A 13,860-nucleotide genomic window follows, 5' to 3' on the forward strand; every position below is an offset into this window, starting at 1 on the left:
CTCGGAAGTTAAGCCCTCCAGCGCCGATGATACTCCGGTTCTAACCGCGGGAAAGTAGGTCGTCGCCAGGACTTCTTTTTTCAATCACCAAAGAGCCCCCACATCAAACGATGTGGGGGCTCTTTGGTGTCTGGAGAATCATTCCGAAGCCATCTTGACCAGTTTAGGATAAAAAAGGCCAATAGTCTCAACAAGTTCGCTTTGTGCAGACATCACTTGGTGAATATCTTTGTAGGCCATGGGGGCCTCATCGCATCCGGCCGAGATCAGGGTTACATGGTGTTTGTCCAGTTCGTTCTGGATGTCCGACCAGGAAAACCGCTGCTTAGCCTGTTTGCGGCTCATGCATCGCCCGGCTCCATGGGAGGCCGAACTGAGGGAGAGGGGATTTCCCAGGCCACGCACAATGTATGCAGGCATGGTCATAGATCCCGGAATGATTCCATGCATGCCTTTACCAGCTGGTGTTGCTCCCTTGCGGTGCACAATGACCTCTTTTCCTTGATGGATCTCTTTCCAGGCGAAATTGTGGTGGTTTTCCAGACTTGCCAGGGCGAACCTGCCGAGACGGCCGAGAATACCTGTGTGCATCAATTCATGGTTCGCCTTGGAATAGCCACCCATGAGTTCCATGGCTTTCCAGTATTCCCGGCCGAGTTCGCTGTCCATGTCCAGCCAGGCCAGGTGAGCGAGCGATTTGGGCAGCTCAGGATGCATTTCCCGGGCATATCGGCTGTAATACGAAGCGATTTCCCCTCCAGTTCCCCTGCTTCCACTATGACTTAACAAAGCCAGGTAGTTTCCCGGGGTAATTCCGAATGCTCCATGTTCGAGCTCGAGAATTCCGAATTCAACAAAATGGTTCCCCGCCCCGCTGGTCCCAAGCTGATTCCATGCCTTGTCCTTGAGGCCTTTGGTGATTCGCGAGAACGACCAATCTTCATCCATGACGGGATGGTTCTTGGGGGGTGAAAATGTACTGCCCACCCCGAATCGTGTTTCCTTTTCAATAGCCTGGATAAGCTTTTCTTGGTTGATTTCCAGGAGCTGTAAGTCTGTATCGATGACGCTCAGGCGCATTCGACAGGCGATGTCCATGCCCACGGCGTAGGGAATGACAGCCTTTTCGCAGGCAAGAACCCCACCAATGGGTAGACCATAACCGACATGGGCATCGGGAAGCAGGGCTCCCTGCACGGAGATCGGCAGACTGCATGCGTTTTCCATTTGCTGGACTGCAGCCGGATCGAGGTCATCTCCCCATGAGGCATAGGGCGCCGGTCTATCCCGCGGCACAAAAGTTTTTTGTGCCCTTTCCTTTTCCACAAGCATGGTTGCCAGAGGACCGAAAAGGTCATGGCCGCACCATGAATGCGGATCGTTGAGGATATCATTGATGGCAATGCGAATGGATTCTTTGTCCATGCCCTGAGCAGCTGCCTTTTTGGTTGTGCCTGTGGCTATTTTGCTGATTTTTCCTTTGGGAAGCCCCATTTTTATCAATTCGCCTGATCGCATGGCTGGATTCCGGTTATGGTTTTGAAAGGGCCCCTTCATGACTGCACAATGGTATGTAGAGTTCGTGAGCTGGCGTCAAGATTGCCGCAGCCAGGTTTTGCCCAATCTTTTTTTGGGGGTATCAAGGTCAGTTATCTCTGACATCACCGCTTCTGGTGCTCATTCCTGCAGGATGCATGATCCACAGGAACTTCCGGTGCCCTGGCATTTCGAAAAGGTGAATCCTCCTGGTAAAAATTTGTTTCGGTTTCCTTGACACGGTTCCCGCTTGGACCTAGGACCACTGCCTGCTACAGCTATCATTTTTACATCATTTTGTATTGTATGGTTTTTTTCAACTGAGGAGTTGTTTCGATGAAACGAGAACAATGGGGCACCAGGGTGGGGTTCATCCTGGCTGCAGTTGGTTCGGCCATCGGTCTTGGGAATATCTGGCGATTTCCCTATATCACCTATGAAAATGGCGGAGGTGCTTTTCTGATCCCCTATTTTTTCGCCATGCTCACGGCCGGTATTCCGTTCATGATTCTGGAATTCGGTATAGGGCATAAATGGAGGGGATCTGCGCCCAGAATTTTTGCCACCCTTTCAAAAAAATGGGAATGGCTCGGCTGGTGGCAGGTTGGGGTCGCGTTTACCATTGCGGTCTATTATGTGGCGGTTGTTGCCTGGTCCATTGTTTATTGCTGGCTCTCTTTCACCCAGGGGTGGGGGGAGAACACCAGTGATTTCTTTTTTAAAAGTTTTCTTCATCTTTCGGGAAGTCCGACTGAAATAGGCACCATTCAATGGCCTATTTTGGGGGCGATTACCTTTTCCTGGCTTGTCTGCTGGTTTTTTCTCTATCGGGGAGTGCGTACGGGAATCGAGACAGCGGGCAAGATCTTCATGCCGCTTCTTTTTTTCATGGTCATTCTGTTCATGGGAAGGGCCGTATTGCTGCCCGGGGCGAGTAACGGGCTGGAATGGTTTCTTAAGCCCGATTTTTCCCGGATTCTGGATTACAAGGTCTGGGCGGCAGCTTATGGTCAGATTTTTTATTCCCTGAGTATTGGTTTCGGGATCATGCTTACCTATTCGAGCTATCTGCCCAAGAAGTCCGACATCAACAACAACGCCTTCATCACCGTGTTTATCAATTGCGGATTCAGCATGATCGCCGGGTTGATGATCTTTTCAGTCCTTGGATATATGGCTGCTCAGCAGGGCGTACCTGTTTCGGAAGTGGTTACCTCTGGTGTGGGCTTGGCCTTTGTTACCATCCCCCAGGCCATCAATCTTCTGCCGGCGCCGGTCTTTTTCGGAAGTCTTTTCTTTCTGGCTCTGGTTTTTGCCGGGCTGAGTTCGGAAATATCCATCTGTGAAACAGTTATTTCTTCGCTGATTGACAAGTTCGGATGGAATCGGAAGATCGCCGCTACCATCTTTTGTGCTGTGGGCTTTGGCGTAAGTATTGTATTTTCAACAAGTGCCGGGCTTTTGATCCTGGATATCGTTGATCATTTCGCCAATAATTATGGAATTCTGCTCGGTGGATTTCTTGAGATTGTTTTTCTGTCCTGGCTGCTCAATCTCGAAGATGTCAGAACCTACGTCAATTCCATCTCGGATTTTACCGTTGGGGGCTGGTGGAATATAAGCCTCAAGTACGTGACCACCTTTTGCCTTGGCTACATGGTCATTGCCAATCTGGTCAGCGATTTTTCCCAGCCCTATGGCGGATATCCAACCAGTTCCCTGTTCTATTTCGGCTGGCATCTTCTCGAATTGACTCTGTTGCTGGCACTGATCATGCATTTCAAACCATCAGCTTCCGAAGTCCAGCCCGTCAATGTTTCCTGTCAGGGAGGTCATCACTAATGTCTACATCCGCAATCATTATGCTGGTCCTTGGATTGACCATCACCTGGGGAGGCGCTGCCGTGTGCATTTCCAAGGCGATGAAGAAAAAATAGAGATATCGTAGCAGTTCGACAACACATCACAAGGCCCCTGGTGTCATCACGCATCAGGGGCCTTGTGATGTGTCACGTGCGGGAAAGATTTTTGCAAACCAGTAAGCATCGATATGCCGTACAGAGGCCTGCATTCCAGGGAGCGGGAGTCTGCAAAGGGCCTGCAGAGCGGTCAGGATCCGGGCGCTGCTTTCGCTGCTTGTGCGTCTGAATAGACCAGGAGCAAAACGGCTCCCAGGATGGTCGAGACACCAAGATAGCCCAACAGGGTGAATCGTTCTCCCCACCAGAAATAGGCCATGACCCCGGCGACTACGGGCTCCAATGTGGCCACGACCGCGGCCTTGGATGCGTCGAGGTGTTTGAGCCCGATACAGTAGAAGGTGTAGGCTCCAAAGGTCGTTGCCAGGCCCAGGAAGAGGACCGCACCACAACCGATCAGGGTCATGGGGTGGAAATCGATCCACGGGATCAGTCCCAGCAATCCCACGGGAAGGGTGTAGGCAAAGATGGTGTGGGTCGGGTAGATGTTCAGGTAGTGTTTGCCGAAGATATAGTACAGGGCGTAGCTTAAACCGGCGACCAGACCGGCGGTAATCCCGAGAGAAGTGACATTGATGGTCTGACCGGATGATGAGCCAAAACCGACACCGATGACCCCGGCGATGGTCAGAAAAACGCAGACAAGTTTCATGGGTGTCAGGGTTTCCTTGAGAATCAGCCGCGCCAGGATGGCCACCCAGGCAGGTGCTGTATACAGAAGAACCGCAGCCAGGGCGGCTCCTCCGCTCTGAACGGCGATTTGATAGCTACCGAAAAATACGGTTACCCCGAGGAATCCGAATCCCACGATCATGGGAAGATCGTGCCTGGCGACCGTGTATTCCTTTTTCCATCCGGCCTGGACAAGAAAGAAGAGCCAGCCGAATCCTGCCCGCCAAAAGGCGACCTCCAGGGGCTCCATGCCCTGGGTGAAGGCAAGCTTGGAAAAAGGCCCCAGGCATCCCCAAAGGGTGGCGGCTGCGACTATGGGAAGAACTCCCCTGATGATCATTGTCTCTCCTTGTGATCCGTGTGCAAATGATGAATTAAAGGTAGTTACGAAGAGTCGGGAATGCGGGCAAGGGAAATCTTCTGCGCTCAATCAGAAGCTTGTGCCCGACTGCCAGAGGTGATTGGTGCTATGAGCCTATGTTCAGGCTGGTTTGCCCCTTTACCTGTGGGGCTGATGGTCGTAAGAGCCTTTTTTGTCGCTTGGCTGACTATGGATAGACGACCAGCTATAATGGAAGAACACGTATGGGAAAAAAGACGAACAAGGAAAAACGAGAGCGTCGGGCAGCAGAATCGGTCATGGTCGAACAATCTCGGACCATGCAGCGCAACACTGTCATCTATTATTGTATTCTTGCCGGGTTGTTCCTTCTTTTGCTTTTCGAAGTGTTCAATATCGTGTGACCCGTATGTTTTGACAACGTATCCCGGGCTGTGTCGCAACGTGTGTTTGCTGTGGCCTGTCTGATGAAATGTCTTTGAGCAGCTATTTCATTCGGGCCTTTCGGGGACCGGGAAAGCGGGATCGGAAAGATGGGCACGGCTCGCCGTGCCCCGACGGATTTTGGTCGAATCGCGGGATCGCCAACCATCACAAGGAGTTCCAATGCTAGAAATGACCATTGAAATGATCGAACGATTTCTTTTGAAGACACTGCCCGGCACTGTCAGGCTGACCGGGGTCGGGGAAATAGGATCGCTCGATGAACAGGGGATGAAGGATTTCGGATATGGCAAGCCCCTGCTCGTTTCCTATAAGCAGGACGGCGTTGCCAAACAGGCCGTCATCTCCTCCATGCGCGGTGACAAATACGGCCATCAGTTTTATTGGGACAGGGCAGCCATTCTCATGTTCCAGTATGAGACCGGAACCAGGATCAAGAAGCATGCACGTCCTCTCGGTCTGGGCTACGCCGATACACAGGGCAATCTGGTGCCCATGAACGATCCCGAGGAATTCTTCATCCTCAACGAAAAGGTCGAGGGGCATGATTATTTTCTGGACCTGGAGCGGATACGCAAGGGCCAGGACAGGAAGACCGACAGGGATCTGGCCAGAAAATTCGCCCTGTGGCTGGCTGATCTGCATACGGAAAAAAAGGATGATCCGGATCTGTATCTGCGCAGGACCCGGCAGCTCATCGGCGATTCCGAGTGTATCTGGGGGCTGGTGGACGGATATCCCCATCCGTACGAGCATTTCATGCCCGAGCGGTTTGTCGCCCTGGAGAAGAAACTGATCGACTGGCGGTGGAAGCTGCGTTCCTTTACCCATCGTCTGAGCGCCACGCATGGGGATTTCCATCCCTGGAATGTGCTCGTTCGGGAAGACAATGATTTCTCCGTGCTCGATTGCAGTAGGGGATTTTGGGGGGAACCCGGAGACGACGTGGCCACCATGAGCTGCAACTATTTTTTGTTCGGATTGTACGATCAGCCTCGATTGTCCGGACCCTTTGAGTCCATCTACCGCACCTTTTGGGATACCTATCTCGAGGCCACCGGGGATCAGGAGGTTCTCAAGGTTGTCGCTCCCTATTATGTTTTTCGCGGATTGGTCATTGCCTCTCCGGAATGGTATCCCAACCATCCCCTGGAAGTCCGCAAAGGGCTGCTTAGGTTTTTGGAGAATGTGCTCGAGGAGGATGTGTTTGATTACGCCAATATCAACAAGTATATGAAAGGATAGAAACGTGAGGAAGTGCGCAGGAAAGGCGAGGAGACGGGAGACAGGAGACGGGGAGACGGGACAAGGTGAATGTCGGTAGGGGCGAACCTTGTGTTCGCCCAAACAGGAGCGAAAAGTGACAATTTTTTTCCCAGGACTCGACACCATAAGGATGAAGACATGGCAGACCGTGTAGCAAGAAACAACAACGGCTGGGCTCTCTGGTTCGTGGGGCTGCCGGGTTCCGGGAAGAGTTCCGTGGCCAGAGGGGTCGCTGACGTGCTCAAGGGTCGGGGACTCGATGTCGTCTATCTGCAGATGGATGCACGCAGAAAGGCCTATTTCCCCCAACCCACCTATTCACCTGAAGAGCGGGCCAGTGCCTACGAGATGTTCGCCGAAGAAGCAGCCGATCTGGCCGGGCAGGGCAAGGGTGTCATCCTGGACGGAACCGCTCCGAAACGCGCCATGCGGACTCGGGCCAGGGAGATGATCTCCCGATTTGCCGAGGTGTATGTGGAGTGTCCTCTGGAAGTCGCCATGGAGCGGGAGAAGAGCCGTCCTGAAGGGTTGGTCATGGCCGGATTGTACGAAAAAGCCCTGGAACGAAAGGAAAAAGGGACTCAGTTCCCCGGTCTTGGGCAGGTCATCGGGGTAGATATTCCCTTTGAGGTGGATGCGCATGCCGAATGTGTCGTGGACAATGCAACATTGACTTTACAACAGGCCGTTGCCAAGGTCATCGACTGGTTCGACGGCTGGTCCCAAACCTTTTGAAGAAGGACTTTTCCGACCTCCTCGGCCCATGAAGGTCCGAGGAGGTATTCCGCTCGTTCGGAAAGAATCTTTTCCCCAGATACCATGTCATGCCGGATCTTTGCTCAACCATCCGATTTTCTCAACTTTCTTGAATTTCTCAAAGTTCATATTTTTTCTGAAATTTCCATACTTCTCAAATCTCTTACACTTTCTCAACCATTCATGAAATTTCATATCATCACCTTTGGTTGCCAGATGAACGTCTGCGATTCGGACTGGCTTTCCTATTATCTGCAAACCCTTGGCTGGGAACCTGTCGCCGAGGCGGAGGCCGAGTGCTTCATCGTCAATACCTGCAGCGTGCGGGACAAACCCGAGCAAAAGGTATATAGTCTTCTTGGGCGTCTCAAGGAATATTGGGAGGCCAATCCGCATTGTTTCGTGGCGGTTGGTGGATGCGTGGCCCAGCAGGTCGGAACGGCGTTCTGGAAGCGGTTTCCCTTTGTCCGTCTCGTCTTCGGGACCGACGGGGTTGCCAATGTCCCCGCTGCCCTGCAGCAGATCGGTGAGGATCCGGAAAAACGGATCAGCCTGCTTGATTTTCTCGACCAGTATCCTGAGCGGGAGAACCGTTTTCCTGCCTTTCTTCCGGCCCAGGCATTTGTGAACATCATGCAGGGGTGTGATAATTTCTGTGCCTATTGCATTGTTCCCTATACCCGGGGGCGACAGAAGTCCCGGGCGAGCAACCTGGTTATGGAGGAATGTCGCGCTCTGGTGGAGCGCGGTGTACGCGAGATTTCTCTGCTCGGTCAAAACGTCAACAGTTACGGCCTGGACAGCCACGGGGACGGGGTCAGTTTTGCCCAGCTTTTGACCAGCGTAGCTGTCATTCCCGGTCTCGAAAGGCTGCGGTTTACCACATCCCACCCCAAGGATATCGCCCCGGAAGTCATCGAGGCCTTTGGCGTGTTGCCCAACCTCTGTCCCCAGCTCCATCTGCCGGTCCAGTCGGGTTCCGACGTGCTCCTGAAATCCATGGGGCGCAAGTACACCCGAGAGCGATATGAGACAATCGTCCGTGAGCTTCGGTCGGTCTGTCCGGATATTGCCCTGACAACGGATCTCATTGTGGGATTTCCCGGAGAAACGGATCAAGATTTCGAGGAGACCCTCGACCTCATGCGTCTGGTCCGCTATGAAAGCAGCTTCTCCTTCAAATACTCGGACAGGCCGGGAGTACGCGCCGAGCGCATGGCCAACAAGGTCCCCGAAGAGGTCAAACAGGAGCGGTTGCAGCGGTTGCAATCCCTGCAGGCGGAACATACCATCGAGGCCCTTCGGGCGCGGGTGGGTAAACAGGATCAGGTCCTTGTGGAAGGTTTGAGCAGAAAGTCCCAGGATGCCACCTTGTGCTGGAGGGGACGAGATTTGGGAGGCCGGATCGTGAATTTCAGAAGCGAGACGCGGGATCTGGTCGGCAAGATCATTCCGGTGACCATCACCGGGGCGAAAAAGCACTCCCTCTGGGGAGAAGTGAGTGGTTCCCCATGGTAGAAATGAAGGTCTTTGGATTGGCATTGGACGAGGAATCTCAGATGCCGATTCTCATCCTCAAGGATGAAACCGATACCCATGTACTGCCTATCTGGATCGGGGCAGTGGAGGCCATGGCCATTTCCATGGCCATCAACAAGGTCGCCATTCCCCGGCCCATGACCCATGATCTGATTTTAAACGTGATGAAGGAGATGGGCGGTCGTTTGGATCATGTGGAGATCCTGGCCATAGACAAGGGGACCTATTATGCGGCCCTTGTTGTCAGCACCCCGCAAGGGATCAAACGCATAGACAGCAGGCCCTCGGATTCCATTGCCCTGGCCCTCAAGGCGGGTGTGTCCATCATGGCCTCCCAGTCCATGCTCGAACAGTCTCTTTCCCAACAAAAAGGGGAATATCAGGCAGTTATCGAAGGCGAGGATGCCAAACAATGGACCGAAATCCTGGCCAAATACAATCTTGACGATATCCGGTTCAAGATGTGAAAGGAATTTCTGAGTATGGGCGATTTAAAAAAATTTAGATATTTTAAACAGTTGAAATGGGTGTCATCAACCCCTTAAATTTCTCAGACTCTCTCATTTCTTAAATCCACTGTATAACGGCTCAAGGTATCCTTGAATATCAAACGGTTCGAGCAGCTCTTTTTTGACCCGAATAGGTGCGAATTTTTTTAACTTCCTTAACTCTTTACAACTTCGATACATCATCCATGATTGATCTGCATACCCATACCATTTTCAGCGACGGTGACCTCATTCCGGCCGAAGCTGCCCAGCGGGCCGCCACTGTCGGGTATCGGGCCATGGCCTTTACCGACCATGCCGATCCCTCCAATATCGATTTGATCCTGAAAAATATCTGCCGCGCAAGTGAACAGCTTTCCGTGTACGCAGATATTGAACTTTTTTGCGGGGTTGAACTGACGCATATTCCGCCGGGTCTGATCGATGAAATGACCAGGTATGCCCGTGCGGCAGGGGCTGAAATCGTTGTTGTCCACGGTGAGACCATTGTGGAGCCCGTTGCCGTGGGGACCAATCTGGCGGCTATCGAGGCCGGGGTGGACATTCTGGCCCATCCCGGACTGATAACGCCGGAAGAGGTTGCCCTGGCCGCTGAAAAAAACGTTGCCCTGGAGATTACCACCCGCAAAGGGCACAGCCTGACCAACGGACATGTGGCCGCTCTGGCCAGGGATTGGGGGGCGCATCTGGTAATCAACAACGATGCCCATACGGTGGGCGATATGGTTTCCAAAAAGATGCGACAAAAAATCGCCCTGGGGGCAGGGATGAGCATGGATGAAATTCGTAAGGCCGACACCACCTCGCAGTCTATTGTACAGGCTCTCATACGCCGGCGGATGCAGCGATTGGGGGAGATGACGGCTGAGAGTGCCCCGGCCGGGCCGAACGGATAGCCGGGCTAACCCGCATGATATTTCAGGCGGCTGGATGAGAACACATGTGCACCGGGACGTATTGAGTCCGGTCGTGCATGCCGACAATTGACATCAACGCCCGGGTAAAGGTTGTTTTCACCAGACAACGATCCGGGCATAACAGATGATGGGAATCACGCATGGATATGATGTCGCAACTTGGTTTTTGGTCGATGATTTCCGGGGCAACGCTTGTGGTCAAAAGTGTGCTCATCCTTTTGGGTGCCATGTCCCTGGGGAGCTGGACGATTATTTTTTTCAAGTGGATACAGCTTGCAGGTGTGAGGCGCCGGGCCCTTCGGGACCTCGAGGAGTTTGAGGCCACCGCGGATCTTTCCAAGGGCGTCGAGGTGTTGCGCAATGCCAAGGATTCACCGCTCTATCCCATCGCCTTTGATGCCCTGGCCGAAATGCGGCAGCTGGAAAAATCCTCCATGCACCCTTCCCTGCTCTTCAGGGTCTCGGGGGAGAATCTCAAGCGTGTCCTTACCCAGGGAGTGAGCAAGCAGCTCGGTCAACTCGCCTCGACCCTGTCCTTTCTGGGAACCTGTGCCAATGCCGCACCGTTTATCGGGCTGTTCGGTACGGTCTGGGGGATCATGCATTCCTTTCACTCCATCGGCCTGCAGAAGACAGCCGCCCTGGCGGCCGTGGCTCCAGGGATTTCCGAGGCCCTGGTGGCAACGGCCATCGGCCTGGGGGTGGCCATTCCTGCAGCCATTGCCTACAACTCCTTTCTTGGTCTGCTCAATGGAATCGAAACCGAGCTCGGGGCCTTTTCCGGGTCGTTTTTGAACCGGGCACAACGCGAGCTTCCCTGGATGCATGGCGGCACGACCAAAAAGGAATAGGACCGGGTCATGGATTTCAATCCCCATAAACGAGGCTTTCTGGCTGAAATCAATGTGACGCCCTTTGTGGATGTCATGCTGGTTCTTTTGATCATCTTCATGGTCACCGCCCCCATGCTCACGCAGGGGGTGGATGTGGACCTGCCCAAGACACAAACCGTGGAGACGCTGCCCGAGGACAGCGATCATCTCGTGCTGAGCGTCAAAAAGGACGGCTCCCTGTTTCTGGACACCTACGAGGTGACCCTCGATGAAATGGAAAAGCATATCAAGCGGCTGGTCAAGGACAAGAACAAGCTTCTGTATCTCAAGGCGGACAAGGATGTTGCCTATGGTGTCGTGGTCAAGGTCATGGCCCGGGTCAAGGCCGCGGGTATCGAGAAGCTCGGTGTGGTCGCCGACCCCGAAGAAGCACAACAACCATGAAAGGATGGCCTGTCCGTCTTTGCCATGATAGATTATGATCCGACTTGCCAGTCTGTTTTTTTCACTTGTTCTTCATGCTGCACTCATTGGTGCAGGGATGTATGCGTCCATGGGGAGTTCCATTCATGTTGATCTGAACAAAAAGGTCTACACGGTGGATCTGGTGCGTTTGTCCTCGCCCGAATCCTCCTCCAAACCGGCCCCGGTGAAGAAAAAGGTTGCGTCTGACAAGCAAAAGCCTGTGCCCTCCCCCTCAAAGACGGCTCCGACTCCTCTACCCAAGCCAAAGCCCAAGCCGAAGCCGACTCCTGAACCGTCCAAGAAGATCAGTCCCAAAAAATCACCCGCCCCGGCCAAGAGGATTGAGAAAAAAAAGCCTGCCCCTCCCAAGAAGACTGTTTCCTCCGAGCAGGTCATTGCCCAGGCCCTCAAAGGGGTTCAGAGTTCGGTGAGCAAAGAAACACAGCGTGAGCAACAGGATCTTGCCCGCGAACTGGCCGGGTTGCGCAAGAGTGTGGATCAGGATATCGAATCCTCTGGTAAGGGTGGCTCCAACGGCCAGGGCTCAGGACTTGTTCAGGTTTACGGCCGCATAGCCGAATCCGTCATCAAGGAGCATTGGCGTTTTCCCCGGGTGGGGGGAGCCAATTTGGTCGCTCGGATCGAGGTACGCATCGATCAAGCTGGTAACGTGCTCGGAACCAAGGTGGTTACCTCCTCCGGGCGCAGGGATTTCGATGGGTCGGCCCTGCGGGCCATTCACGAAGCAGAACCGCTACCCGAACCCCCTTCCCGGGATATCAAACGACTGATCATCAATTTCAATCTCAGTGAGCTGCAGGAATGAAAGTGACGGGAGACGGGAGACGGGAGACGGGAGACGGGAGACGGGAGACGGGAGACGGGGCGGCCGATGTCTGAGATTCGAATATTTTGTAGAGACAAGGCATATTTTGTCACCGGAGATGTCGACAATTGAAGAACATTGCAGATTGCAAATTGGCAAGTATTTTTAGGACATGACAACCTCTACGATGTGTTGCCCGGTCAAAGTGGTTCCCTCAACATAAGCATATTTGTGCCAGCCATTATGAATAAAAGTGTATTTTTTTGTCTGATCATTCTGCTTCTCGGCCTCCTGGTACCGGGAGCATCTTTTGCCGCAGAATCAACCGTATCCATTGATATCTACGGTCCGGGACAAACCCGGGTTCGTTTCTACCAGGCGCCCCCTCTGGGGATGGACAATCAACCCGTTACAGGGATTCCTGCCAGACTCGAGCAATTGGAGGCCGCCCTGGGGCGCAATCTCGATTTTTTGCCGTTTTTCGATTTTGTCACCAAGGGGGACATCCTGGGCGGGGACAAGCTGGGTGGATTTCGTGCCCGGGATATGGATTTCAAAAAGCTCCAGCTTTCCAAGGTCGATCTGGTCCTGACAACAGCCTGGGCTGACAAGGGAGAGCATGGCCAACAGGCGGATTCCGTGGAATTGCGTGTCTTTGAGACCTTTACCGGCAGGTTGGTTCTGGGTAAGGCCTATTATATCCAGAACGACAAGCAGGTTCCCGAAGTAGCGACCCGGTTTTGCGCCGCCCTGATGAAGGAGCTCACCGGGAGCGAGACTTTTTTTACCTCGCGGATCGCCTATGTCTGTCGGCAGGGGACGTTCAAGCAGATCTGTCTGATTTCCCCCCAGGGTAACGATCTTTTTCAGGTGACCCATTACGATGGTATGAGCCTCAGCCCGGATTGGTCTCCTGGCGGGGACAAACTGGCCTTTACCTATCTGAATGGTTCCGGGCACAGGTTGGCGGTGTGGGACCGGAAGACCAAAGAGATCATGAAATATGATCTTCCGGGGCACACCTGTATAGCCCCGGCCTTTGATGCGGATGGCAAGCTGGCCATAAGTATCGATCCGTTCGGCAATCCGGATATTTACGTCCTTGATTCATCCTACAAGGTCAAGGAATTGCGTTCTCCCCTGATTCAGAACAGGGCCATCGATATTTCGGCCTCCTTTGATCGCGAGGGCAGGCGCATGGCCTTTGTTTCCAGCAGGTTCGGGAATCCCCATATTTTTATTCTGGACCTGCAATCCGGTGATGTCACCCGAGTCACCTACGAAGGCAAGTACAACACCTGTCCCAGTCTCAGCCCGGATGGGAGCATGCTTGCCTTTGCCCGTCGGACCGATACCGGCCATAGAATTTTTGTCACCGACCTGGACACGGGCATGGAAAGGCAGGTAACCTTTGGTCCCGGTAATGATGAAGATCCGGCCTGGTCACCTGATGGTTACTTTCTGGCCTTCACCTCCAATCGGACAGGGAGGTATCAACTCTATGTGGCCACCAGGTACGGGGACAATGCCAAGCACATTCCCACGGGTTCCGGTGATGCGACGGCACCCAACTGGTCTCCCGTGGCCTGGTAGGGTGATACCTTTCGATATGTGAGGACGTTAAGAAATTCAGGAGAGCTCAAAAAGTGGGGCGAGGTTAGAAATTTTTGGTCTCTATTTTTCAATGTGCATAATTTTTTCAATCTCTTGGCTCCCGTACATTTCGTAAATTTTTTCCATTCCATATTCCAACAGCTTGAAACGACATTTTTACTTCT

Annotated in this window: 14 protein-coding genes; 12 read left to right on the plus strand and 2 right to left on the minus strand. The window is 53.2% G+C overall.

Going from position 1 to position 13,860, the window contains the following annotated elements; all coding sequences use genetic code 11:
* Positions 1 to 138: 138 nt before the first annotated feature.
* The gene (locus ACTVJH_RS07060; RefSeq protein ID WP_455988871.1) at positions 139 to 1,518 is read right to left on the minus strand and encodes an RtcB family protein; all 1,380 of its coding nucleotides are present in this window, start codon (positions 1,516 to 1,518) and stop codon (positions 139 to 141) included.
* 354 nt (positions 1,519 to 1,872) lie between these two features.
* Between ACTVJH_RS07060 and ACTVJH_RS07065 the strand changes: the two genes are divergently transcribed.
* Complete coding sequence (locus ACTVJH_RS07065) at positions 1,873 to 3,378, plus strand: sodium-dependent transporter (protein WP_455988873.1); 1,506 nt, start codon at positions 1,873 to 1,875, stop codon at positions 3,376 to 3,378.
* The gene (locus ACTVJH_RS07070; RefSeq protein WP_455988875.1) at positions 3,378 to 3,473 is read left to right on the plus strand and encodes a methionine/alanine import family NSS transporter small subunit; all 96 of its coding nucleotides are present in this window, start codon (positions 3,378 to 3,380) and stop codon (positions 3,471 to 3,473) included. The genes ACTVJH_RS07065 and ACTVJH_RS07070 overlap by 1 nt, the downstream gene beginning before the upstream one ends.
* Positions 3,474 to 3,645: 172 nt before the next feature.
* Here ACTVJH_RS07070 and ACTVJH_RS07075 read toward each other — a convergent pair whose 3' ends face one another.
* A complete protein-coding gene (locus ACTVJH_RS07075; protein ID WP_455988877.1) occupies positions 3,646 to 4,527 on the minus strand; it encodes a DMT family transporter in 882 nt (293 codons plus the stop codon).
* A 245-nt stretch (positions 4,528 to 4,772) separates the two neighbouring features.
* Here ACTVJH_RS07075 and ACTVJH_RS07080 point away from each other — a divergent pair, with 245 nt between their 5' ends.
* The 10 genes from ACTVJH_RS07080 to ACTVJH_RS07125 all read left to right on the plus strand — a co-directional run bounded on the left by ACTVJH_RS07080 (position 4,773) and on the right by ACTVJH_RS07125 (position 13,675).
* Entirely contained in the window at positions 4,773 to 4,931 is a 159-nt protein-coding gene (locus ACTVJH_RS07080) for a hypothetical protein (protein ID WP_455988879.1), read from the plus strand.
* Positions 4,932 to 5,133: 202 nt separating this feature from the next.
* Positions 5,134 to 6,216: a phosphotransferase family protein gene (locus ACTVJH_RS07085; protein ID WP_455988881.1), complete on the plus strand. Its 1,083-nt coding sequence runs from the start codon at positions 5,134 to 5,136 to the stop codon at positions 6,214 to 6,216.
* A 159-nt stretch (positions 6,217 to 6,375) separates the two neighbouring features.
* Positions 6,376 to 6,972, plus strand: coding sequence for an adenylyl-sulfate kinase (locus tag ACTVJH_RS07090; RefSeq protein ID WP_455988883.1), 597 nt, complete (start codon positions 6,376 to 6,378; stop codon positions 6,970 to 6,972).
* Between the two features lie 204 nt (positions 6,973 to 7,176).
* Positions 7,177 to 8,511 carry a tRNA (N6-isopentenyl adenosine(37)-C2)-methylthiotransferase MiaB gene (miaB, locus tag ACTVJH_RS07095; protein WP_455988885.1) on the plus strand — a complete coding sequence of 445 codons (1,335 nt, stop codon included), beginning with the start codon at positions 7,177 to 7,179 and terminating at the stop codon, positions 8,509 to 8,511.
* 41 nt (positions 8,512 to 8,552) lie between these two features.
* Entirely contained in the window at positions 8,553 to 8,999 is a 447-nt protein-coding gene (locus ACTVJH_RS07100) for a bifunctional nuclease family protein (protein WP_455988887.1), read from the plus strand.
* 227 nt (positions 9,000 to 9,226) lie between these two features.
* On the plus strand, positions 9,227 to 9,937 hold the full coding sequence (locus ACTVJH_RS07105; protein WP_455988889.1) for a histidinol phosphate phosphatase domain-containing protein: 711 nt from the start codon (positions 9,227 to 9,229) through the stop codon (positions 9,935 to 9,937).
* Positions 9,938 to 10,098: 161 nt separating this feature from the next.
* Positions 10,099 to 10,809, plus strand: a complete 711-nt coding sequence (locus tag ACTVJH_RS07110; protein ID WP_455988891.1) for a MotA/TolQ/ExbB proton channel family protein — start codon at positions 10,099 to 10,101, stop codon at positions 10,807 to 10,809.
* Between the two features lie 9 nt (positions 10,810 to 10,818).
* Positions 10,819 to 11,235: a protein TolR gene (gene tolR / locus ACTVJH_RS07115; RefSeq protein WP_455988893.1), complete on the plus strand. Its 417-nt coding sequence runs from the start codon at positions 10,819 to 10,821 to the stop codon at positions 11,233 to 11,235.
* A 34-nt stretch (positions 11,236 to 11,269) separates the two neighbouring features.
* Positions 11,270 to 12,082 carry an energy transducer TonB gene (locus ACTVJH_RS07120; RefSeq protein ID WP_455988895.1) on the plus strand — a complete coding sequence of 271 codons (813 nt, stop codon included), beginning with the start codon at positions 11,270 to 11,272 and terminating at the stop codon, positions 12,080 to 12,082.
* Positions 12,083 to 12,325: 243 nt separating this feature from the next.
* Positions 12,326 to 13,675: a hypothetical protein gene (locus ACTVJH_RS07125; RefSeq protein ID WP_455988897.1), complete on the plus strand. Its 1,350-nt coding sequence runs from the start codon at positions 12,326 to 12,328 to the stop codon at positions 13,673 to 13,675.
* Positions 13,676 to 13,860: the final 185 nt, after the last annotated feature.

This window comes from Desulfoplanes sp. PS50 (assembly GCF_053851535.1).